The following is a 21,228-nucleotide window of genomic DNA, read 5'->3' on the forward strand; positions in this document are numbered from 1 at the left end:
CGCCTCCTGCTTGAACTCGCGGCTGAACATCCTTCTTGTCATGTAGATTCTCCAGTTTCATAAACACCTTATCTCGGTGTCCACGAAACCGGCAGCAGGCCAGTCTCTGAAGCTGCCGTTGAAGCTTTCCACGAAAGCGTTCTGCATCGGCTTGCCTGGCGCGATGTAATGCCAGTCGATCCTCGTCTCCTGGCACCATCTGAGCACCCCATACCGGTCAGTTCGGTCCCGTTGTCGCTGACAATTGTTTTGGGCCGTCCGCGCCGCGCCATGATCGCCGTAAGTTCCCGCGTGACGCGTAGCCCGGAGAGCGACGTGTCCGCAACCAGTGCAAGGCGCTCCCGGCTAAGATCATCGACGATGGCCAAGACACGGAACCTGCGCCCGTCGGTGAAGGCGTCGGAGACGAAATCCAAGCTCCAGCGTTGGTTGGGCTTCTCTGGCACCGACATCGGTCTGCGCGTCCCGAGGGCCCGTTTCCGGCCACCACGCTTCCTCACCTGCAGCCTCTCCTCGTGATGGAGCCGTCTCAGCTTCTTCTGGTTCACTTGCCAGCCCTGCCGTTCCGGCATCACAAGCACGCGCCGATAGCCGAAGCGACGTCGCACCGCTGCTACGGCCTTCATCGCCTTGCGCAACTCCGCATCGTCCGGGCGCACGCTGCGATACCGCACGCTCGACCGGTCAACGCCCAGAACAGAACACGCCCGCCGCAGGCTCACCAGATGCTCACTGCAAAGGTGGGCCACCGCTTCCCGCTTCACGCCGGGCGCTACCACTTTCGCGACGCGACATCCTTCAGGATCGCATTCGCCATTGTCGCTCGGACCAATGGCGCGACATGGCTCATTCGAGCATCTGCTCGGCCAGCGTTCTACGCGCTTGCGCGGCCCCACTGGGGCCACGGTCGCTGTGAACTCTTCTGCTTGGCGTTCTCATCCTCGAGCGCCTTGAGCCGCCGGGCATCCGACACCTCAAGACCGCCGAACTTCGCCTTCCATTTGTAAAACGTCGCCGAGCTGATCCCATGCTCCCGGCACACATCCACCGTGGCCACGCCGCTCTCCTGCTGCTTCAGGATCGCAATGATCTGCTCTTCGCTGAACCGTGATCTCTTCATTCTGTCCGTCTCCTCGTTCGGGACGGAACCAACTTCAAATTGGACGAGAAAATGGGGCGCAGGTCAGGGCCTGGAATGACCCAAATTGAACTGGCCGCAGGTACCACATTGGACAGTTGGTATTTTTCTATCGCCTTGGGACCGGACGATCTGTCCGACCTTGGGCATCGCTGCCCTGAAAGTCTTGCAACCGGCGCTCGGGGCGCCATGACGCGGGCAAAGGGCTGGACTTTGGCGCCTGTGCGGGGGAACCTCGCGCAAGTCTTCGTGGAGTGTTCTATGACCAACAGCAAAGCCCCCTGGCACCATTGGCCCGTCGCCATCGCGGCCCTGATTTTCTATGGTCTGGCCGTCCTCGACTATGTCGCGGTCAAGCTTGGGATTGCCGCCTATCTCAACTTATACAGCGCCGAGTTGCTGCAATTCGTCCGCGCTCTGCCCCTGTGGCTAAGCGCGCTTTGGGCGGTCACGGTCTGGAGCGGCCTTGCCGGTGCCTGGCTGCTGTATCGCCGCAATCGCTGGTCGGTGCTTCTGTTGTTCACGGGCTTTGCCTGCATGACCTTCCTCACCGCATGGTGGACCCTGTTTACGCGGCCCACGCTGATGGGGCTCGCGGGGTTCACCGGGCTGTACCTGATGGCCGGCTCCTGCGCGCTGGCCTTCCTGATATACCTTTATGGACGCTGGGAGCGGACCGAGAAAAAGCTCTGACTTCCGTTTTGCGGACAAAAAGGCGGGCCGGCACCCAATGGGGCGTCGGCCCGTTTCCGTTTGGGGCGTGGGTCGCAGCCTTCTCGGCGACGCCCGTTGGCGCAACTCATTGATCCCTGCAAATACGCGAAAACGCCCGGCACTGAGGCCGCGCGTTCATGTGGTCGTTTCAAGTCGCGCGATCAGCGTTCCGGCAGCAACCCGCGCGGGCTGAACCGCAGCACCAGCAGCAGCAGCAGTCCCATGGTCAGAAGCCGCATGTAGGCAGCGCCATCCAGCAGATGCTCTTTCAGCGGGCTGCCATCCGCCAGCGGACTGGTCACCACCTGCAGGAACACTTGTCCCAGCGGTTCGACCTGCACCCACAGGAACCAGATCAGGAAACCGCCCAGCACCGCGCCGAAATTGTTGCCCGAACCGCCGATGATCACCATCACCCAGATCAGGAAGGTATAGCGCAGGGGCTGATAGGTGGCCGGCGTCAACTGGCCGTCCAGCGTGGTCATCATCGCGCCTGCCAATCCGCAAACCGCCGAGCCCAGAACGAAGATCTGCAGGTGGCGTTTCTTGATGTTCTTGCCCATGGCGGCCGCCGCCACCTCGTTGTCGCGGATGGCGCGCATCATCCGGCCCCAGGGCGACCGCAGGGCCAGTTGCGCCAGCACCAGCAGCAGGATCAGCGCGGCGGTGAAATACAGGCTGTAGCCGGCCTTGACGTACAGGGTCGAGGCGGTCACCGGATCCAGGCCATAGCCCGTGGCGGCCTCGACAAAGCCGGGATCGTTTTGCAGATCGACCTCATAGGGCATCGGGCGGGGCAGGCCGTTGACGTTTTTCACACCACGGCTCAGCCAGTCTTCGTTCTTCATCACCGCGATGATGATTTCCGAGATCCCAAGCGTTGCGATGGCCAGATAGTCCGACCGCAGTCCCAGCGCCGTCTTTCCGATCAGCCAGGCCGCGCCGGCGGCAAGCGCCATGCCCACCGGCCAGGAGAAGACCACCGGCAATCCGGCCCCGCCGAGGTAGCCTTCAAGCGTCGGGTTCACGGCCTCGATGGCGGCGCGGGCCGGGTCGAACAACTGGCGATACAGGACGTAGCCGACCACCAGAACCGCCGCCATGACCAGCGCCCGCTTGCGGCCCGGTGCAACGGTTTTCCACGCGAAGATGGCCGCGGCAATGGCCCCGGCCCCCACGGCCAGCGCCAGCAGCATCCGTACGCCGCCCGCCGCCCAGGCAGCCCCCACCGGGGGCATCGCGGTCAGCACCACCGCAAGACCGCCAAGGGCGACAAAGCCCATGATGCCGACGTTGAAAAGACCCGCGAACCCCCATTGCAGGTTGACCCCCAGCGCCATGATCGCCGAGACCAGCCCCATGTTGAGGATCAGAAGGGCCGAGTTCCAGCTTTGCAGAACCCCGGTGGCCAGGATCAGACCCGCCACCAGCAGGAACAGGAGCGTGCCGCGCATTGTCTGGCTCATGTGTTTTTCCCCGCAAAAAGACCTGTGGGCCTGAACAACAGTACGACCACTAGGATCGCGAAGCTGACCGCGAATTTGTAATCGGTGGCCAGAAGCTGGACGAGGCCCGAGGGTTCCAGTCCTTCCGGAACCATGTATCCGATCACCCGCTTGAAGGCATAAGTCAGCGTCACCTCGGAAAAGGCGATGACGAAACCGCCCGCGATGGCGCCCAGCGGATTGCCCAGACCGCCGACGATGGCCGATGCAAAGACCGGCAGCAACAGGTTGAAATAGGTGGCGGGCTTGAAGCTCTTGTCGAGGCCGTAGAGCACCCCCGCGATGGTCGCCAGCGCCGCCACGATCACCCAGGTCACCATCACCACCCGTTCGGGGTTGATGCCGGACAGCAGGGCCAGGTCCTCGTTGTCGGAATAGGCGCGCATGGATTTGCCCATGCGGGTACGGTTAAGAAACCAGAACAGCGCGGCCACGGTCAGGATCGCGGTCACCACGGTGATCCCCTGCGTCGTCTTGATCGCCAGACCCTCTGCAAGGCCGGTCATTTCCTTGAAGGTGCGGGCCGAGATGATGAACCGCTCGCCATCGTCAAACCGCTGGTCATCGGGGCCGATGATGAAGCGCACCAGACCGTTCATCACGAACATCACGCCGACCGATACGATCAGCAGCATCACCGGTTCCACCTTCTGCTTGCGGTAGAATTGATAGACAAACCGGTCGGTGGCAAGAACCAGCACGGCGGTGGCTGCGATGCCCACGGGCAGGGCCAGCAAAGCCGTCGGCAGCGGGTCGATCGACACCCCGGCGGCCTGAAGCGCCCAGGTCACGAAGATGGTGATCATCGCGCCAAAGGCCATGGTGTCGCCATGGGCGATGTTGGTGAACCGCAGGATCGCGAAGATCAGCGTCACGCCAAGCGCACCAAGCGCCAGCTGGCTGCCATAGGCGATGCCCGGCACCAGCACGAAATTGGCCAGAACGATGAAGGCGTTTAGGAAGTCGGTCATTTTGCCTCGCAATGCCCGTGATAAGAGACCACGACCGGGCCGTCGGTCAGGTGCAGGGTATAGCGGGCGCTGCCATCGGCGCCCCAGCTGAGGATCTGGGCGGTGGTGGCCGTTTGGGTGGTCCAGACCAGCGAGGTGCTGTCATGGCCCTGGACCTTGCCCGCAAAGGATTCCGCCGGGGTGCGCACCACGGCTTCGGCGGGGCTGTCGCCCTTTCCGACGCGCAGGCTGAAATTGGCCTCGTCGCAGGCTTCGGCCTCGTAGCACTCCACCGTGAAGACACATTCGACCTCGACGACTTGTGCGGCGGCCAGACCGGGGGTCAGGGCAAGGCTTGCGGCGGCAAGGGCAGGGCGGGCGGCGGAGAACGTCATTGCGGGGTCTCCTCTGACGCGGGCAGGCGAATGCAGGTGCCGGTGCGGCTGAGCATGTCCACGGCCTCGCCGGGGCTGGTGACCACCAGCGTGGCACGCCCGTCTTCGGCCATGTCCAGAATTACGGTGCGCAGACCATGGTCGCGATCTGGTTCGGTCTGGTAGCTGGTCCAGACGCCTTCGCGCTTGATACGGGCGGGGCGAACCTGACCGTCACCCAGATCCATCAGGGCCAGCGCCTCGTCCACCACCTGAACCGCCACCTGCGCGCGGCTGTCGAAACAGGGTCGGCGGTCGATGCAAGCTTCGGTGAAGGTGCAGGCCATGGCGCTGCCCACGGGCGGAAACGCCAACTCCGATGGCGTGCCCGCAAGCGCACCTGCTGCAAGAACGACTCCCATGCCGATCATCCGCCCAGAAAGCTCTTGCGGACATCCGGGTCGGCCAGCAAGGCGGCGCCGGTGTCGGTGTAGCGGTTGCGCCCCTGCACCAGAACATAGCCCTTGTCGGCAATCTCCAGCGCCTGGCGGGCGTTCTGTTCCACCATCAGGATCGAAATGCCGGTGCGCGCCACTTCGATGATCCGGTCGAACAATTCGTCCATCACGATCGGGCTGACCCCGGCGGTGGGTTCGTCCAGCATCAGCACCGTGGGCTTGGTCATCAGCGCGCGCCCCACGGCCACCTGCTGCCGCTGCCCGCCGGACAGTTCCCCGGCCGCCTGGTTGCGCTTGTCATGCAGGATCGGAAACAGCTCGAACACCTGATCCATGGTTTCGCGGAAGTCATCCGTGCGGATGAACGCGCCCATCTCGAGGTTTTCGCGCACCGTCATCGTGGTGAAGATATTGTGGGTCTGCGGCACGAAGCCCATGCCCAGATGCACGCGCTGCTGCGGGCTGAGACCGGTGATGTCTTCGCCGCCAAGGGTCACCTTGCCCGCGCGCAGGTCCAGCATCCCGAACACCGCTTTCATGGCCGTGGACTTGCCGGCGCCATTGGGGCCGACGATCACGGCGATCTCGCCCTTGTCCACAGACAGCGAACAGGCATGCAAAATATCGGCGGCCCCATAGCCGCCGGTCATGCTGTCGGCATTCAGAAACGGTGTGCTCATGCGCCGGCCTCCGCCTGAACCTTGTTCTTCAGTCCGGTGCCCAGATAGGCCTCGATCACCTGTTCGTTGGCCTTGATCTCATCCAGCGTGCCCTCGGCCAGCACCTTGCCTTCGGCCATGCAGATCACCGGGTCGCAAAGACGTCCGATGAAATCCATGTCGTGTTCGATCACGCAGAAGGTATAGCCGCGTTCCTTGTTGAGGCGGATGATGGCGTCACCGATGGTGTTCAGCAGGGTGCGGTTCACCCCGGCACCGACCTCGTCCAGAAAGACGACACGCGCATCGACCATCATGGTGCGGCCCAGTTCCAGCAGCTTCTTCTGCCCGCCGGACAGGTTGCCGGCCTTTTCCTCGGCCAGATGGTCGATGGTCAGAAACTCCAGAACCTCGTCGGCCTGCTTGCGCAGAGCGGCTTCCTCCTGCGCGATCAGCGCGCGTCGGAACCAGGCGTTCCACAGGGTTTCGCCAGCTTGCGCGCCGGGCACCACCATCAGGTTTTCGCGCACGGTCATCGAACTGAACTCATGCGCGATCTGGAAGGTGCGCAGCACCCCCTTGTGGAACAATTCGTGCGGCGGCAGGCCGGTGATATCTTCGCCTGCCATGGTCACGCGACCCGACGTCGGTGGAAGGACACCGGCGATCACATTGAAAAGCGTGGACTTCCCGGCACCATTCGGCCCGATCAACCCGGTGATGGATTTGTCCTGGATACGCAGGGAGGCCCCGTCAACGGCCCGAAACCCTCCGAAATGCCTGTGCAGATTTTCGACTGCGATCATGGCGCGCCCTTGTTGGTTCTAGCTCTTTGGGGGCGGCGTATGGCATGGCGTCGTCTCGGACGCCATGCCAAATTTCCCTCAGCGGAAGCCGACTTCCGAGACCTTGCCGTCCTTGATCTCGATTTCGCGGTAGACGCCCGCGGCTTCACCCGGCTCGATCAGCTCCACGGCCGACGCGCCGACATAGTCGATATCGCCGCCGCTTTTCAGGATTTCCAGACCCTTGGCCAGTTCACCCGGCAGGATCGGCTCGCCCGGTGCGTTGGCAACTTCCATGATCTTGGACTTGAAATCCGCGCCCGAGGTCGAGCCCGCAGCCTGCATGGACAACATGATCAGTGCCGCCGCGTCATAGGCTTCCTTGGAATAGACCGACGCGCCATCGACACCGGCTGCCGTTGCCATTTCTTCGTAGATCGCGCCGCCGTCCGAGTTCGATCCCGGCGCCTGCCCGAAGGACCCTTCGATGGCATCGCCGAAGTTCTCTTCCAGCTTGTCGCTGACCATGCCGTCGGGCAGCACGAAGACATCGAACGCACCGGTGTCAAGCGAGGCCTGGATCATGCCCGAGCCGCCTTCGTCCACATAGCCGGCCACGACCAGCGCTTCGCCACCAGCGGCAGCCAGCGCGCCGACCTCGGCCGAATAATCCGCCTTGCCGTCTTCATGCGGCGCCACGAGGGTAACTGTGCCACCCGCGGCTTCGAACGCCTGGGCAAAGCTGTCGGCCAGGCCCTTGCCATAGTCGTTGTTGGTGTAGGTCACGGCCACTTCGGAAATGCCGCGTTCGGTGATGATGTCGGCCATGACGACACCCTGGCGGGCATCCGACGGCGCGGTACGGAAGAACAAGCCGTTGTCGTCCACGGCGCTCAGGCCCGGAGAGGAGGCGGAAGGCGAGATCATCACGATGCCATTGGGCAGCGCCACGTTGCTGAGCACCGCGCCGGTTGCGCCCGAACACATGGCACCCATGATCGCGGCCACGCCTTCCGAGGTCACCAGACGTTCACCCGCCGCCGTGGCTGCCGCTGCGTCCACGCAGGTGGAATCGCCACGGACCGGTGTCACCTTGGCGCCATCCATCAGCATGCCGCTCTCGCTCACTTCGGCAATCGCCAGTTCCGCACCGCCGGCCATCGGCCCGGCCAGCGATTCCAGCGGCCCCGAGAAGCCCAGCAGAACCCCGATCTTGATTTCTTCGCCAGCAGCAAAAGCTGATCCGGCGGTCAATGCCGTTACGGCGGTGGCCGTCAGCAGTTTTTTCATGTTTTTCTCCCGTGTTGGAGTCTTCGTACGTGAAGTCCACGACTCAGACGCTAGTCCGACCTTGCGGAAATGGGAAGTCTCCGCAACGGAAGCTTCCGTTGGGTCCTCACGGGAATGTTTGCGGTCTTGCGCCATCTTGCGGGCTAGATTTCGGTCATGTCCGCGCATCGATCTCCTCTCCGCCTTCTTGCCGTCCTGACCATGATGCTCGGGTTCCTTGCCAGCGCGCAGGCCCAACAACTGGACAGTTCCGCCGGTCCGCTGACGATCACGCCGATGGTCACCGGTCTCGACACCCCCTGGGCGCTCGGGTTCCTGCCCGGTGGCGGCCTGCTGATCACCGAGCGTGACGGACGCCTGCTGCACATCCGGGATGGCCGCGCAACCGCGGTGTCGGGGCTGCTAGAGATTGCGACGCCGGGGCAGGGTGGTCTTCTGGATGTGCTGGTGCCCCGCAATTTCACCGCCCGCCGCGAGATCTTCTTCACCTATGTCACGCCCCAGCGCGGCGGCAGCGGCACGGCCCTTGGGCGCGGCCGCCTGTCGCCGGACGGCACCCGTCTGACGGATGTGCACCGGCTTTTCCAGATCACTGAAGGAAGCTCCGGCGGTCGCCATTTCGGCTCCCGTCTGGTCGAGGCCCCGGATGGCACCCTATTCATGACCGTTGGCGACCGCGGCGACCGCCCTTCCGCACAGGATCTGTCGCGCCACAACGGCGCCGTGCTGCACCTGACCCGAGACGGGCGCGCGCCCTCGGACAACCCCTTCAAAACCGCCCCCGGTGCACGGCCTGAAATCTGGTCTTATGGCCATCGCAATCCTCAGGGCGCGGCCCTGGATGCGCGCGGCCAGCTTTGGATCACCGAACACGGTGCCCGCGGCGGGGATGAACTGAACCACATTCGCAAGGGCGCCAATTATGGCTGGCCGGTCATCGCCTACGGGCGCCACTACTCGGGGGCAAGAATCGGCGAGGGCACCGCAAAACCGGGGATGGAACAGCCCGCCCTTTACTGGGACCCCTCGATCGCGCCCTCTGGGCTCGTGATCTATTCCGGCAAACTCTGGCCCGAATGGCGCGGCGATATCTTCGCGGGCTCGCTGAAATTCGACATGATCAGCCGTATCGACGGCGACACGCGAACAGAGGCCGAACGCCTCTCTGCCCCGCAAACCGGCCGTGTCCGCGACATTCGCGAAGCGCCGGACGGCAGCCTCTGGTTCCTGTCGGAAAACGACGGCACCGCCTACCGCATCACCCCTGCGCGGTGATCGCCGCTTTTTCTTGTCACAAATACTCCCGCCGGAGGCGGATCAGTCTTCCTGCGCCGCCTGTGCCCCGCGTTCGCGGTAGGGCGTTGTCTCGTATTGCGCGCGGTAGCATTTGGAAAAATGCGAGGGCGAGGTGAATCCGCAGGCCAGCGCCACATTGATGACACTCATGTCGGTCTGCATCAGCAGGTTGCGCGCCTTCTGCAACCTCAACTCCATGTAGTAGCGCTTGGGCGAGCGGTTCAAATACCGCCGGAACAACCGTTCCAGCTGCCGCGTCGACAGGCCGACGTCACGGGCAAGGATTGACGGGCTGATCGGTTCCTCGATGTTCTGCTCCATCTCCTGGATCACCGCCGCCAGTTTGGGATGCCGGACCCCGATCCGGGTCGGGATCGACAACCGCTGGGTGTCCTGATCGGTGCGGATCGAGGAATAGATCAGCATGTCCGCCACGTTCGAAGCGATATCGTTGCCCGCGGTATTCGCGACCAGCTTCAGCATCAGGTCGATGGCGGCAGTGCCCCCGGCACAAGTGTAGCGGTTGCCATCCATCACGAACACCGACTTGGTCAGATCCACGTCCAGGAAATCCTCGGCAAAGCTGTCGTGGTTTTCCCAGTGGATCGTGGCCTTGCGCCCGTCCAGCAACCCGGCCCGGGCCATCACATGGGCGCCTGTGCAAAGGCCGGCCACGGTGCAGCCGCGTCGCGACTCGCGGCGCAACCAGTTCAGCAGGCGTTTGGTGGTGGCCTCCTGGATGTCCAGCCCGCCACACAGCAGGATGACATCTTCCCGCCGCAACTCCTCCAGCCCGCCATCGAGGGAAAAGCTGGTGCCCGCCGAACAGGTGGCGGTCTGCGCATCCTCGCCGACAAGCGACCAGGAGAACACCGCGTGGCCCGCCGTCCGATTGGCCAGGCGCAGGGCTTCGATCGCCGCGGCAAAGGCCAGCAGGCTGAATTTCGGCAAAAGAACAAAGACGAAGCGCCGCGTCTCGGTGGGCGGTAGGGCTGATGTCATCGGGCGGTCCTGGGCGGTCGAGGTGTCGTATAGAAGCCCGGTTTGGAAGGCCGGGTCCAGAGGAAGCTTGAATATTCCGCCCCAGTGCCCCGTGTCCGCAGCAATCAGCCGCTGCAAGCGTGTTTTCATTTCCAATGTGAGCAGCTATAGCCAGAGCCGGCTCAAACAACGCGGGCCAGATATAGCGGAGGCTCCCATGACCAACTCATGGATGAAATCAGACTGGAGAACGAAGCCCCGGGTGCAGATGCCGGATTATACCGACGCAGATGCACTTGCAGCCGTTGAGAGCCAGCTTTCAAGCTATCCGCCGCTGGTCTTTGCCGGCGAAGTGCGCACGCTGAAGTCCGAACTGGCCAAGGTGGCGCGCGGCGAGGCGTTCCTGCTGCAGGGCGGCGACTGCGCCGAAAGCTTTGGCGAATTCAGCGCGGATTCGATCCGCGACACCTTCAAGGTCATGCTGCAGATGGCCATGGTGCTGACCTGGGGTGCCAAGGTGCCGGTGGTCAAGATCGGCCGCATGGCGGGCCAATTCGCCAAGCCGCGCTCGGCGGCGACGGAAACCATCGGCGGCGTGGAACTGCCATCTTACCGTGGCGACATCATTAACGACATCGATTTCACCCCGGAAGCCCGCATTCCGGATCCCAAGCGGATGCTGCAGGCCTACACCCAGGCCGCGGCCTCGCTGAACCTGCTTCGCGCCTTCAGCCAGGGCGGCTATGCCGACATGCACCAGGTCCACGCCTGGACGCTGGGCTTCACCGACAAGGCCGAGATCGACCGCTACAGCGCCATGGCCAACGGCATTTCGGACGCGCTGGACTTCATCAAAGCGGCTGGCGTCTCGCCGGAACTGGCGCCGACGCTGCACACGGTGGATTTCTACACCAGCCATGAAGCCCTGCTGCTGGAATACGAAGAGGCCCTGTGCCGGATCGATTCCACGTCCGGAAAACCGGTGGCGGGCTCGGGTCATCTGCTCTGGATCGGCGACCGTACCCGCCAGCCCGATGGCGCGCATGTGGAATTCTGCCGAGGCGTGCAAAACCCCATCGGCATGAAATGCGGCCCCACCACCACGGCCGAGGATCTCAAGGTTCTGATGGAAAAGCTGAACCCCGAGAACGAGGCCGGACGCCTGACCCTGATCGCCCGTTTCGGCGCGGGCAGCGTCGGCGAGCATCTGCCGCGTCTCATCAAGACCGTGCAGGAAGAAGGCGCCAATGTGGTCTGGTCCTGTGACCCGATGCACGGCAACACGATCAAGTCGGCCACCGGCTATAAGACCCGGCCCTTCGACAGCGTGCTGCGCGAAGTGCGCGAGTTCTTCGCCATCCACAAGGCCGAGGGCACCCATCCCGGCGGCGTGCATTTCGAGATGACCGGCAAGGATGTGACCGAATGCACCGGCGGCGTGCGCGACGTGACTGAGGACGATCTGTCCTCGCGCTATCACACCGCCTGCGACCCGCGCCTGAATGCGTCGCAATCGCTGGAACTGGCGTTCCTGGTGGCCGAGGAACTTTCGGCCTCCGGCGGGTCCGGGGCGGCAGCCGCGCTCTGACGCCTTCGCATCGCGAAAGACGAATGGCGGGCCCTTCGGGTCCGCCTTTTTCTGTTCAGGCCGTCAAATCGGATCAATCTTCCCGGTTGTGAACAAGCCGCAGATGTCGGGCGCCATCCGCGTTGTCGTCCGCCTGTTCCCTGGTGCCTTTCGCGGTTACGGGGCGCGGCGCGGCATAGGGCGCCTGCCGTTCCTCCAGCGCCGGTGCCGGTTCGTCGCGGGCTGTCTGGCGGTAATCCTGGGTCCGGGGTTCGTCGTCGGACAAGCGGTCCAGATCGACCGAGGTAATGCCGAACCGATGCGGCGGCTTGCCGGAAATCCCATGCGACACCAGGCAACCCAGGGCACGGCTGATGTCGCCCAGATCGCTGCGCAGGGGCAGCAGAACCATTTCGGCCTCGGCCTTCGACGCGCCGAACGGCGCGCTGCCGGTCAGCCGGATGCGCGCCCGGGCCGGCGCCTCGAAGACGTGCTCCAGCGCGTCGCTGATCTGGTCGCGGGCCTTCGGGGCGATGAAAGAGGTGACCGGCATGCCGCGCACTTCCATGCCCATGAGATCGTTCAGATGCATCCCGGCCAGACGGAACCGGGCCACGCCGGGAGCGATGCGTTCCAGGATGAAAGCATGTTCCAGCGCCCGGTCGATGCCGCGCGGATCGACCTCGGACCGCAATGGGGTAATGCGATCGCCGCGAAGGGCCTCCCAATAGGCTTCGATCTGTGCCAGCGCCGGATGTTTCATGTCAGCGGTGCCTATTCCAAACGGCACAACATTGGTCAAGTTTGTGCCGAAGTCGCTTTCCCCATGCATATCACAGTCCTCTGACCTTGCAGACTCGTTTTGCCCATTCCGCTGCGAAGCCGGTTACATGCCGGGGGCGGGGGATATTTGACACATATTTCATTCAATGTGTTGTTCAATTTGACGCGCTGGTTAATTTTTACGGGATGTCTGCCCGGCGGGTGGGTCACCCCTCTCCACTCGTCTCATCGGTGCGGCGGACGGGGCGGGCGCCTGCGTGGGCTTGACCCCATGGGCTATTCCGCGTCATTTGCCGCACGTCTTGTCCAGCCAGAAGGGTTTCCATGTCCCAGCGTCGCGGTCTGCTGATCATCCTGTCATCGCCTTCGGGGGCCGGGAAATCCACCCTGGCAAAGCGCCTGCGCGCCTGGGACCCCGAGATTGGCTTCTCGGTCTCCGCCACCACCCGCGCCCCGCGTCCGGGCGAGGAACACGGGCGGGAGTATTTCTTCCATGGGCACGACGAGTTTCGCGACATGGTCGCCGAGTCCGCGCTCCTGGAACATGCCGAGGTGTTCGGAAATTTCTACGGCACCCCGAAAGCCCCGGTTGTGGCGGCGCTGGAATCGGGCCGGGACATCCTGTTGGATATCGACTGGCAGGGCGGGCAGCAGGTGCGCAACTCGTTGCGGGCCGAGGATGTGGTGTCGATCTTCGTGCTGCCGCCGTCCATCGCCGAGTTGGAACGCCGGTTGAACAGCCGCGGTCAGGACAGTGACGAGGTCATCGCGGGCCGCATGAAGCGGTCGCGCGACGAGATCAGTCATTGGGCCGAATACGACTATGTGCTGGTGAACGAGGATATCGACACCGCCGAAGCTGAAGTTCAGGCCATCGTGACTGCCGAACGGCTGAAGCGCATCCGGCGGCCGGGTCTGACGGCTTTCGTGCGCGGCTTGAATACGGAATTCGAGGAGCGGCTATGACCCTGTATGCATTGAACGGCGAAACACCGGCACTGCCCGAGGACGGCGATGTCTGGATCGCCCCGACGGCGAACGTAATCGGCAAGGTGCGCTTGGACAGCGGCAGTTCGGTCTGGTTCGGCTGTACCCTGCGCGGCGATAACGAATTGATCCACGTCGGGCCGGGCAGCAACATTCAGGAAAACTGCGTGCTGCACACGGACATGGGCTATCCCCTGACCATTGGCCGCAACTGCACGATCGGCCACAAGGCGATGCTGCACGGCTGCATCATCGGCGACAACAGCCTGATCGGCATGGGCGCAACGGTTCTCAATGGCGCCAGGATCGGGCGCAACTGTCTGATCGGCGCTGGCGCTCTGGTGACTGAGGGCAAGGAGATCCCGGACGGATCTCTGGTGATGGGGGTGCCGGCCAAGGTCGTGCGCGACCTGACGGACGACGCCATTGCCGGTCTGACCCGCTCGGCCGAAGGCTATCAGGCCAACATGCGCCGCTTCCGGGACGGGCTGGAACCGCTGGCCCAGTGATCCGCCTTTGACGGCAGGCAACCCCACGCAGGAGACGGCCATGGCGCACCCCCCGCAAGACACAGAGATGTTCCGGTCCCGACGGGCGGGCAGCTTCGCGGTCACCGATGTGTCTGCCTTGCTGAACGGTGTACCCCTGCCGTTGATCCTTGTCGGTCAGGACGAACGCATCGTCGCCCTGAACCCGCGCGCCGAAAAGCTGCTGGGCCGCAACATGGTCGGGCGGCATTTCCTGACGGTGCTGCGGCATCCCGATGTGATCGACGCCATTGCCGACACGTTTCAGGAGGCCCGCCCGCATCAGGCGCGCTTCGTGCACAAGGATCTGGCCACCGAAACGGTCTTTCGCGTCACCTGTACGCCCATCGACAGCGCCCCGGTCTCGGCGGTGCTGACCAGTCTTGAGGACGTCACCTCGATCGAGACCGCCAGCCAGATGCGCCGCGATTTCGTCGCCAATGTCAGTCATGAATTGCGCACGCCGCTGACGGCGCTTGTGGGCTTCATCGAAACCCTGCGTGGTCCGGCCCGTGACGATGCCGCCGCGCGCGACCGGTTTCTGGAAATCATGGCGCGCGAGGCGGTGCGCATGAACCGGTTGGTGGACGACCTGCTGTCGCTGTCGCGGGTGGAATCCGAGGAACGGGTGCGGCCCACCGAATTGCAGACCCTGCCGGAGATCGTGGAGTCGGTCTGCCTGAGCCTGCGCCCCCTGGCCGAAGCCGCCGGGGTGGTCTTCGATATCGGTCTGGCACCAAACCTGCCGCAGGTGCGCGGCGATGCGGACCAATTGCGGCAGGTCTTTACCAACCTAATCGAGAACGCCATCAAGTACGGCGGGTCCGGCGGGGTTATTCACATTCAGTACGATCTGCTGGCACGCGATCCGAATCTCGGCTCTGCCGCGGTGGCTGTGACCGTGGCCGACGAGGGGCCGGGGATCGATACGATTCACCTGCACCGGCTGACCGAGCGGTTCTACCGCGCCGACGATCACCGGGCGCAATCGGCGGGCGGCACCGGGTTGGGCCTGGCCATCGTAAAGCACATCATGAACCGTCATCGCGGTCATCTGAAGATCGACAGCACGGTGGGCAAAGGCAGCCGGTTCCGGATCAGCCTGCCGGTGCGGGGCAAGTGACCCAAGGTCACGGATAAACTTCGGCCGTTGTCATAAAACAGTTACGGAAACGTCACAAAAGCTCGACCCGGATGGCATACGCCCCGCGTCAAGGAGATCCTTGATAAAGGGTCGCCTCACGCAAATTCAATCAGGAGCAATCCATGACCTTCGTGAAACTGACCGCCTCTGCTCTGGCGATCGCTGCCGTTTCCGCCACCGCTGCAGCGGCCCGTGACCAGATCCAGGTTGCCGGGTCGTCCACCGTTCTGCCCTATGCCTCGATCGTGGCGGAGGCCTTTGGTGAAAACTTCGACTTCCCGACCCCGGTCGTTGAATCGGGCGGCTCCTCGGCCGGTCTGAAGAAATTCTGCGAAGGCATCGGCGAGAACACCATCGACATCGCCAATGCCTCGCGCAAGATCCGCGAGAACGAAGTCAAGGCCTGCGCCGACGCCGGTGTGACCGAGATCATGGAAGTCCGTTTCGGCTATGACGGCATCGTCTTTGCCTCGGACATCAACGGCAATTCCTTCGAATTCACCCCGGAAGACTGGTACCGGGCGCTGTCCGCCGAGGTCGTGGTCGACGGTGCGGTCGTCGCCAACCCCTACACCATGTGGAACGAGGTGAACCCGGATCTGCCGGCCCAGAAGATCGCGGCCTTCATTCCCGGCACCAAGCATGGGACCCGCGAAGTCTTTGAAGACAAGGTGATCCTGGCGGGTTGCGAACACACCGGCGACTTCGAGGTGTTCAAGGCCGCCGCTGTCGACGACAAGAAAGCCGCCGAGAAAGCCTGCATCGCGATCCGCACCGACGGTGTGTCGGTCGATATCGACGGCGACTACACCGAGACTCTGGCCCGCATCGATTCGAACCCCGAAGGCATCGGCGTGTTCGGCCTGTCGTTCTACGAGAACAACACCGCCAAGCTGCAGGTTGCCACCATGTCCGGCGTCGTTCCCTCGACCGAGACCATCGCCTCGGGCGACTACCCGGTGTCGCGCCCGCTGTATTTCTACGTGAAGAAACAGCACATCGGCACGATCCCCGGCCTGAAGGAATACGCCGAATTCTTCCTGATGGACGAAGTGGCCGGCCCCGATGGCCCGCTGGCGGAATACGGTCTGGTCTCCGATCCGGAACTGGCCGACACCCAGAACGCCATCGCCGCTGAAGAGACCATGGCGACCGGCTCGTAACCGGACGCGAACCCGAACACCGGGGGGAGCGGTGCGCGACAGCGCCGCTCCCCTTGTTGGTCCTGAATGTTTTGGTGGAGTGTATGCCCGGAACCTGGCTTTTTCTGATCCTCGTCACCCTGTCGGTGCTGGGATACATCATGGGTCACCGAAAGGCGGTTTCCGTCTCGGGTGGCAGCAACCGGGTGATGCATTCGCTGCTGCCCTATCACGGCTGGAACGTCGGTCTGGCGACCTTTCTGGCCGGTCTTTTCGTCATGGTCGTCGCTGCCCTGGCACGCGCGCTGGCGGGTGTCACGGACGGCAACAACATCGTGCTGTCGGTGCTGACCCTGGCCGGAGCAGGTGCCGCCTTCTATTTGACATACGGTCGGATCGAGCGCGACTACCGCGCCCGCGACGGGGTCGAGAAGATGATCCGCGCCATCCTGATCCTGGCCTCATCGATCGCCATCCTGACGACTGTCGGCCTCGTCATGTCGATGCTGTTCGAGGCCCGCAACTTCTTCGGGCAATACCCATGGACGCGGTTCTTCTTCGGCACCAACTGGGCGCCGAACTTTCGCGGCGACAGCGACCTGGGGATGCTGCCGCTGCTGTGGGGCACGCTCTATGTCTCGTTTATCGCGCTGATGGTGGCGGTTCCGGTGGGCCTGTTCGCGGCCATCTACCTGGCGGAATACGCCGGTCCGAAACTGCGCGCCGTGGCCAAACCGCTGCTGGAGGTTCTGGCCGGCATCCCGACCATCGTCTACGGGCTGTTTGCCCTGATCACCGTCGGCCCGATCTTGCGAGATGTCTTCGCGATCCCGTTGGGGCTGGGCGAGAGCGCCTCCTCGGTTGCCACCGCCGGGCTGGTCATGGGCATCATGCTGATCCCCTTCGTGTCGTCGCTGTCCGACGACATTATCAACGCCGTGCCGCAGGCGATGCGTGACGGCTCATTCGGGCTGGGCGCCACCAAGTCGGAAACCATCAAGAAGGTGGTGATCCCGGCGGCCCTGCCGGGCATCGTCGGGGCGATCCTGCTGGCGGCGTCCCGCGCCATCGGGGAGACCATGATCGTGGTGATGGGGGCAGGGGCCGCCGCGCGCCTTTCGCTGAACCCGTTCGAGGCCATGACCACGGTCACCGTGAAGATTGTCAGCCAGTTGACCGGGGACACCGATTTCGCTTCGCCGGAAACGCTGGTGGCCTTTGCCCTGGGGATCACGCTTTTCGTCATCACGCTCGGGCTGAACGTGCTCGCGCTTTATATCGTCCGCACCTATCGGGAACAGTACGAATGACCGATGTGACCGCAGCGCCCGCATCCCCGGCGCGCAAGACGACCTCGCTTTATGAGGTCAGCGCCCGCACCCGCCGCCGCAATTCTGCCGAGAAACGCTTTCGCCTGTACGGTCTCAGCGCCGTGCTTCTGGGGCTGATGGCGCTGATCGTGCTGCTAAGTTCGATCCTGAGCCAGGGGATGCCAGCCTTCCGCCAGACCTATGTGGTGATGGACGTCGAATTGCGCGCCGACAAGCTGGACAAGAACGGCAACCGCGACCCGGCCGATCTGGCCAAACTGACCACCTTTGCCGTGGCCCCGCTGATCAAGCAGGCCACCCAGACCGTGGCCACCGAACTGGGCGACGACATCGAGGGGCTGAACGACAAGATGGTCGGCGAGATGATCTCGAAAGAAGCGCCGGGCCAGCTTCTGCGCTTCGTGCGCGCCAACCCCGACCTGATCGGCACCACCCAGAGCTTCGAGTTTCTCGCCAATGGCCGCGTCGACGGCTATTTCAAGGGCCGCGTCACCCGCGCATCGGCCGAACTGGACAACAACATTTCGGGCCAGCAGCTCGATCTGGCGGACGCCATGGTCGCCGAAGGCATGATGGAAACCCGCTTCAACTGGGCCTTCCTGACCGCGCCGGATGCCTCGGACCAGCGGCCCGAAGCGGCGGGGCTGGGGGTGGCGATCCTCGGCTCGCTCTACATGATGATGGTGGTGCTGTGCCTGGCCCTGCCCATCGGCGTGGCGGCTTCGATCTATCTTGAGGAGTTCGCACCGCAGAACTGGCTGACCGACATCATCGAGGTCAATATCTCGAACCTGGCCGCCGTGCCCTCCATCGTCTTCGGCATCCTGGGTCTGGCGATCTTCATCAACTTCGCGCATCTGCCGCAATCGGCGCCCATCGTGGGCGGGCTGGTGCTGACGCTGATGACCCTGCCGACGATCATCATCTCGACCCGCGCCGCGCTGAAATCGGTGCCGCCGTCGATTGCCGATGCCGCGCTCGGGCTGGGCGCCTCGAAGATGCAGACGGTGTTTCACCACATCCTGCCGCTGGCGATGCCGGGCATCCTGACCGGTGCCATCATCGGGCTGGCGCAGGCTCTGGGCGAAACCGCGCCGCTGCTGCTGATCGGCATGGTGGCCTTCGTGCGCGAATATCCCGGCGCCCCGCCCGAAGGGCTGTTCGATCCTGCCACCGCCCTGCCGGTGCAGGTCTACAACTGGACCCAACGGTCCGACCCCGCCTTCTTTGAACGCGCGTCTGGCGCCATCATCGTGCTTCTGGTGTTCCTCGTTCTGATGAACACATTGGCCATCATCCTGCGCCGCCGGTTTGAACGCCGCTGGTAATTGGAGTACCGACACATGAACGACATGAGAATGCTGGAGCGCGAAGTGGACACGCAAGCGATCAAGTTCGACTGCGAGAACGTGCAGGTCTATTACGGCGACAACCACGCGATCAAGGATGTGAACGTGCGGATCGAATCCAACACGGTCACCGCCTTCATCGGCCCGTCGGGCTGTGGCAAATCCACCTTCCTGCGCTGCCTGAACCGGATGAACGACACCATCGACATCTGCCGGGTCGAGGGCAAGCTGGCGCTGGATGGCGAGGATATCTACGACCGCAAGGTCGACCCGGTGCAACTGCGCGCCAAGGTCGGCATGGTGTTCCAGAAACCCAACCCGTTCCCCAAGTCGATCTATGACAACATCGCCTATGGCCCGCGCATCCACGGTCTGGTGGACAGCAAGGCCGATCTGGACGTGGTGGTCGAAAAATCCCTGCGCCGTGGCGCCATCTGGGACGAGGTCAAGGACCGTCTGCATGCGCCGGGCACCGGCCTGTCGGGCGGCCAGCAGCAGCGCCTGTGCATCGCCCGCGCCGTGGCGACCGAGCCCGAGGTTCTGCTGATGGACGAGCCCTGCTCGGCACTGGACCCGATTGCCACCGCGCAAGTCGAGGAACTGATCGAAGAGTTGCGCACCAATTTCTCGGTGATCATCGTCACCCACTCGATGCAGCAGGCCGCACGTGTCAGCCAGAGAACGGCGTTTTTCCACCTGGGCGAACTGGTGGAATTCGGCAGGACCGGGGACATTTTCACCAACCCGAAAGACCCGCGCACCGAAAGCTACATCACCGGCCGTATCGGATAAGGACAACTGTCGTGATCGAAGAACATATCAGCTCGGTCTATGACCGGGATCTCGAAGCCGTTCAGGCCCATATCATGAAAATGGGCGGGCTGGTGGAATCCGCCATTCTGGACGCCGCCACCTCGCTGGAAAACCGCGACGAGGAACTGGCCGCCACGGTGCGCCGCCAGGACATCCAGATCGACGAATTGGAACAGCGCATCAACACCGAAGCCGCCCGTCTGATCGCCCTGCGGGCCCCGGCGGCAGGCGATCTGCGCACCGTGCTGACCGTGATGAAGATCAGCGGCAATCTGGAACGCATGGGCGACTATGCCAAGAACATCGCCAAGCGGACCTCGGTGCTGGCGCAGATGACGCCGATCGAAGGCGCGACCTCGGACCTGCGGCGCATGGCGCAGGCGGTGGAACTGATGCTGAAGGACGCGCTGGACAGCTACATCCATCGCGACGTGGATCTGGCGCAGGACGTGCGCGTGCGCGACGGCGACGTGGACCAGATGTACAACGCCATGTTCCGCCAGTTCCTGACCTACATGATGGAAGATCCGCGCCATATCACCGGCTGCATGCATCTGCATTTCATCGCCAAGAACATCGAACGCATGGGCGACCATGTGACCTCGATCGCCGATCAGGTCATCTATCTGGTTTCCGGCGAGGTGCCGACCGAGGTGCGCCCGAAGGCGGATCACACCGCCTTCATCACCACACCGACGGAGGAATAATTGGCGGTTTCTGTCAAACCCATGGTGCTGATCGTCGAGGACGAACCGGCGCAGCGGGAAATCCTCGCCTACAACCTCGAATCCGAAGGCTACGCCGTGGCGCGGGCCGAGAACGGGGAAGAGGCGCTGATGCAGGTGAAAGAGCAGGCGCCGGATCTGATCGTGCTGGACTGGATGTTGCCCAATGTCTCGGGCATCGAGGTTTGCCGCCAGCTCAAGACCCGGCCCGAAACCCGCGGCGTGCCGATCATCATGCTGTCGGCGCGGTCCGAGGAGGTGGATCGCGTGCGCGGTCTGGAAACCGGGGCCGATGACTATGTGGTCAAACCCTATTCGGTGATCGAGTTGATGGCGCGCGTCCGTTCGCAACTGCGACGCACCCGGCCCGCCACCGTGGGCGAGGTGCTGGAGTTCGAGGACATCACGCTGGACGCCGAAAGCCACAAGGTGTTTCGCGACGGCAACCCGCTGAAGCTGGGACCGACCGAGTTTCGCTTGCTGTCTACCTTCATGGAGAAACCCGGCCGGGTCTGGAGCCGCGAACAGCTGCTGGATCGTGTCTGGGGCCGGGACATCTATGTCGATACCCGCACCGTGGACGTGCACATCGGCCGGCTTCGCAAGGCGCTGTGCCAGTTTGGCGGTGGTGATCCAGTGCGCACGGTGCGCGGTGCGGGTTACGCCCTGGGCTGAAGCGCGAAACGCCCTGTCAAACGAAAGCCCTCCGC

Annotated in this window: 21 protein-coding genes and 1 pseudogene; 12 read left to right on the plus strand and 10 right to left on the minus strand. The window is 63.6% G+C overall.

Going from position 1 to position 21,228, the window contains the following annotated elements; all coding sequences use genetic code 11:
- Nucleotides 1–102: 102 nt before the first annotated feature.
- Nucleotides 103–1,120: pseudogene (locus tag AB0T83_RS11465) on the minus strand (IS3 family transposase); the annotation flags it as partial.
- Between the two features lie 279 nt (nt 1,121–1,399).
- On the opposite strand from AB0T83_RS11465, the gene AB0T83_RS11475 reads away from it, so the two are divergent.
- The gene (locus tag AB0T83_RS11475; protein ID WP_366193187.1) at nt 1,400–1,831 is read left to right on the plus strand and encodes a hypothetical protein; all 432 of its coding nucleotides are present in this window, start codon (nt 1,400–1,402) and stop codon (nt 1,829–1,831) included.
- A gap of 182 nt (nt 1,832–2,013) precedes the next feature.
- Here AB0T83_RS11475 and AB0T83_RS11480 read toward each other — a convergent pair whose 3' ends face one another.
- From AB0T83_RS11480 to AB0T83_RS11510, 7 genes are all read right to left on the minus strand, one after another.
- Entirely contained in the window at nt 2,014–3,318 is a 1,305-nt protein-coding gene (locus AB0T83_RS11480) for a branched-chain amino acid ABC transporter permease (protein ID WP_366193188.1), read from the minus strand.
- Nucleotides 3,315–4,328: a branched-chain amino acid ABC transporter permease gene (locus tag AB0T83_RS11485; protein ID WP_366193189.1), complete on the minus strand. Its 1,014-nt coding sequence runs from the start codon at nt 4,326–4,328 to the stop codon at nt 3,315–3,317. Before AB0T83_RS11485 ends, AB0T83_RS11480 begins: the two co-directional genes overlap by 4 nt.
- Complete coding sequence (locus AB0T83_RS11490) at nt 4,325–4,702, minus strand: hypothetical protein (protein WP_366193190.1); 378 nt, start codon at nt 4,700–4,702, stop codon at nt 4,325–4,327. Before AB0T83_RS11490 ends, AB0T83_RS11485 begins: the two co-directional genes overlap by 4 nt.
- Nucleotides 4,699–5,103, minus strand: a complete 405-nt coding sequence (locus AB0T83_RS11495) for a hypothetical protein (RefSeq protein ID WP_366193191.1) — start codon at nt 5,101–5,103, stop codon at nt 4,699–4,701. The genes AB0T83_RS11490 and AB0T83_RS11495 overlap by 4 nt, the downstream gene beginning before the upstream one ends.
- A gap of 5 nt (nt 5,104–5,108) precedes the next feature.
- Nucleotides 5,109–5,819 carry an ABC transporter ATP-binding protein gene (locus AB0T83_RS11500; protein ID WP_366193192.1) on the minus strand — a complete coding sequence of 237 codons (711 nt, stop codon included), beginning with the start codon at nt 5,817–5,819 and terminating at the stop codon, nt 5,109–5,111.
- A complete protein-coding gene (locus AB0T83_RS11505) occupies nt 5,816–6,604 on the minus strand; it encodes an ABC transporter ATP-binding protein (RefSeq protein ID WP_366193193.1) in 789 nt (262 codons plus the stop codon). Before AB0T83_RS11505 ends, AB0T83_RS11500 begins: the two co-directional genes overlap by 4 nt.
- Before the next feature lie 78 nt (nt 6,605–6,682).
- On the minus strand, nt 6,683–7,873 hold the full coding sequence (locus AB0T83_RS11510) for an ABC transporter substrate-binding protein (RefSeq protein WP_366193194.1): 1,191 nt from the start codon (nt 7,871–7,873) through the stop codon (nt 6,683–6,685).
- Between the two features lie 201 nt (nt 7,874–8,074).
- Here AB0T83_RS11510 and AB0T83_RS11515 point away from each other — a divergent pair, with 201 nt between their 5' ends.
- Nucleotides 8,075–9,148, plus strand: coding sequence for a PQQ-dependent sugar dehydrogenase (locus tag AB0T83_RS11515; RefSeq protein WP_366193196.1), 1,074 nt, complete (start codon nt 8,075–8,077; stop codon nt 9,146–9,148).
- Nucleotides 9,149–9,190: 42 nt separating this feature from the next.
- Here AB0T83_RS11515 and AB0T83_RS11520 read toward each other — a convergent pair whose 3' ends face one another.
- A complete protein-coding gene (locus AB0T83_RS11520) occupies nt 9,191–10,171 on the minus strand; it encodes a GlxA family transcriptional regulator (protein ID WP_366193197.1) in 981 nt (326 codons plus the stop codon).
- Nucleotides 10,172–10,367: 196 nt separating this feature from the next.
- On the opposite strand from AB0T83_RS11520, the gene AB0T83_RS11525 reads away from it, so the two are divergent.
- Nucleotides 10,368–11,738 carry a class II 3-deoxy-7-phosphoheptulonate synthase gene (locus AB0T83_RS11525; protein ID WP_366193198.1) on the plus strand — a complete coding sequence of 457 codons (1,371 nt, stop codon included), beginning with the start codon at nt 10,368–10,370 and terminating at the stop codon, nt 11,736–11,738.
- 73 nt (nt 11,739–11,811) lie between these two features.
- Here the strand turns inward: AB0T83_RS11525 and AB0T83_RS11530 are convergent, their stop codons facing one another.
- A complete protein-coding gene (locus AB0T83_RS11530) occupies nt 11,812–12,480 on the minus strand; it encodes a PAS domain-containing protein (protein WP_366193199.1) in 669 nt (222 codons plus the stop codon).
- A 344-nt stretch (nt 12,481–12,824) separates the two neighbouring features.
- Between AB0T83_RS11530 and gmk the strand changes: the two genes are divergently transcribed.
- From gmk to phoB, 9 genes are all read left to right on the plus strand, one after another.
- Entirely contained in the window at nt 12,825–13,466 is a 642-nt protein-coding gene (gmk, locus tag AB0T83_RS11535; RefSeq protein ID WP_366193200.1) for a guanylate kinase, read from the plus strand.
- Nucleotides 13,463–13,996 (plus strand): gamma carbonic anhydrase family protein, encoded by a 534-nt coding sequence (locus tag AB0T83_RS11540; protein ID WP_366193201.1) that lies wholly within the window; start codon nt 13,463–13,465, stop codon nt 13,994–13,996. Before gmk ends, AB0T83_RS11540 begins: the two co-directional genes overlap by 4 nt.
- Nucleotides 13,997–14,063: 67 nt before the next feature.
- Nucleotides 14,064–15,137 carry a sensor histidine kinase gene (locus tag AB0T83_RS11545; RefSeq protein WP_366193305.1) on the plus strand — a complete coding sequence of 358 codons (1,074 nt, stop codon included), beginning with the start codon at nt 14,064–14,066 and terminating at the stop codon, nt 15,135–15,137.
- Nucleotides 15,138–15,280: 143 nt separating this feature from the next.
- Nucleotides 15,281–16,321 (plus strand): substrate-binding domain-containing protein, encoded by a 1,041-nt coding sequence (locus tag AB0T83_RS11550; protein ID WP_366193203.1) that lies wholly within the window; start codon nt 15,281–15,283, stop codon nt 16,319–16,321.
- An 83-nt stretch (nt 16,322–16,404) separates the two neighbouring features.
- Nucleotides 16,405–17,610 (plus strand): phosphate ABC transporter permease subunit PstC, encoded by a 1,206-nt coding sequence (gene pstC, locus AB0T83_RS11555; protein ID WP_366193204.1) that lies wholly within the window; start codon nt 16,405–16,407, stop codon nt 17,608–17,610.
- Nucleotides 17,607–18,959 (plus strand): phosphate ABC transporter permease PstA, encoded by a 1,353-nt coding sequence (pstA, locus tag AB0T83_RS11560; protein WP_366193205.1) that lies wholly within the window; start codon nt 17,607–17,609, stop codon nt 18,957–18,959. Before pstC ends, pstA begins: the two co-directional genes overlap by 4 nt.
- A 15-nt stretch (nt 18,960–18,974) precedes the next feature.
- Entirely contained in the window at nt 18,975–19,772 is a 798-nt protein-coding gene (pstB, locus tag AB0T83_RS11565) for a phosphate ABC transporter ATP-binding protein PstB (protein ID WP_366193206.1), read from the plus strand.
- A gap of 11 nt (nt 19,773–19,783) precedes the next feature.
- Nucleotides 19,784–20,500: a phosphate signaling complex protein PhoU gene (gene phoU / locus AB0T83_RS11570; protein ID WP_366193207.1), complete on the plus strand. Its 717-nt coding sequence runs from the start codon at nt 19,784–19,786 to the stop codon at nt 20,498–20,500.
- A 21-nt stretch (nt 20,501–20,521) separates the two neighbouring features.
- Nucleotides 20,522–21,193 carry a phosphate regulon transcriptional regulator PhoB gene (phoB, locus tag AB0T83_RS11575; RefSeq protein ID WP_435891164.1) on the plus strand — a complete coding sequence of 224 codons (672 nt, stop codon included), beginning with the start codon at nt 20,522–20,524 and terminating at the stop codon, nt 21,191–21,193.
- Nucleotides 21,194–21,228 lie beyond the last annotated feature (35 nt).

Origin of the sequence: Meridianimarinicoccus marinus (assembly GCF_040689105.1) — a bacterium.
GTDB classification, from domain to species: domain Bacteria; phylum Pseudomonadota; class Alphaproteobacteria; order Rhodobacterales; family Rhodobacteraceae; genus Meridianimarinicoccus; species Meridianimarinicoccus marinus.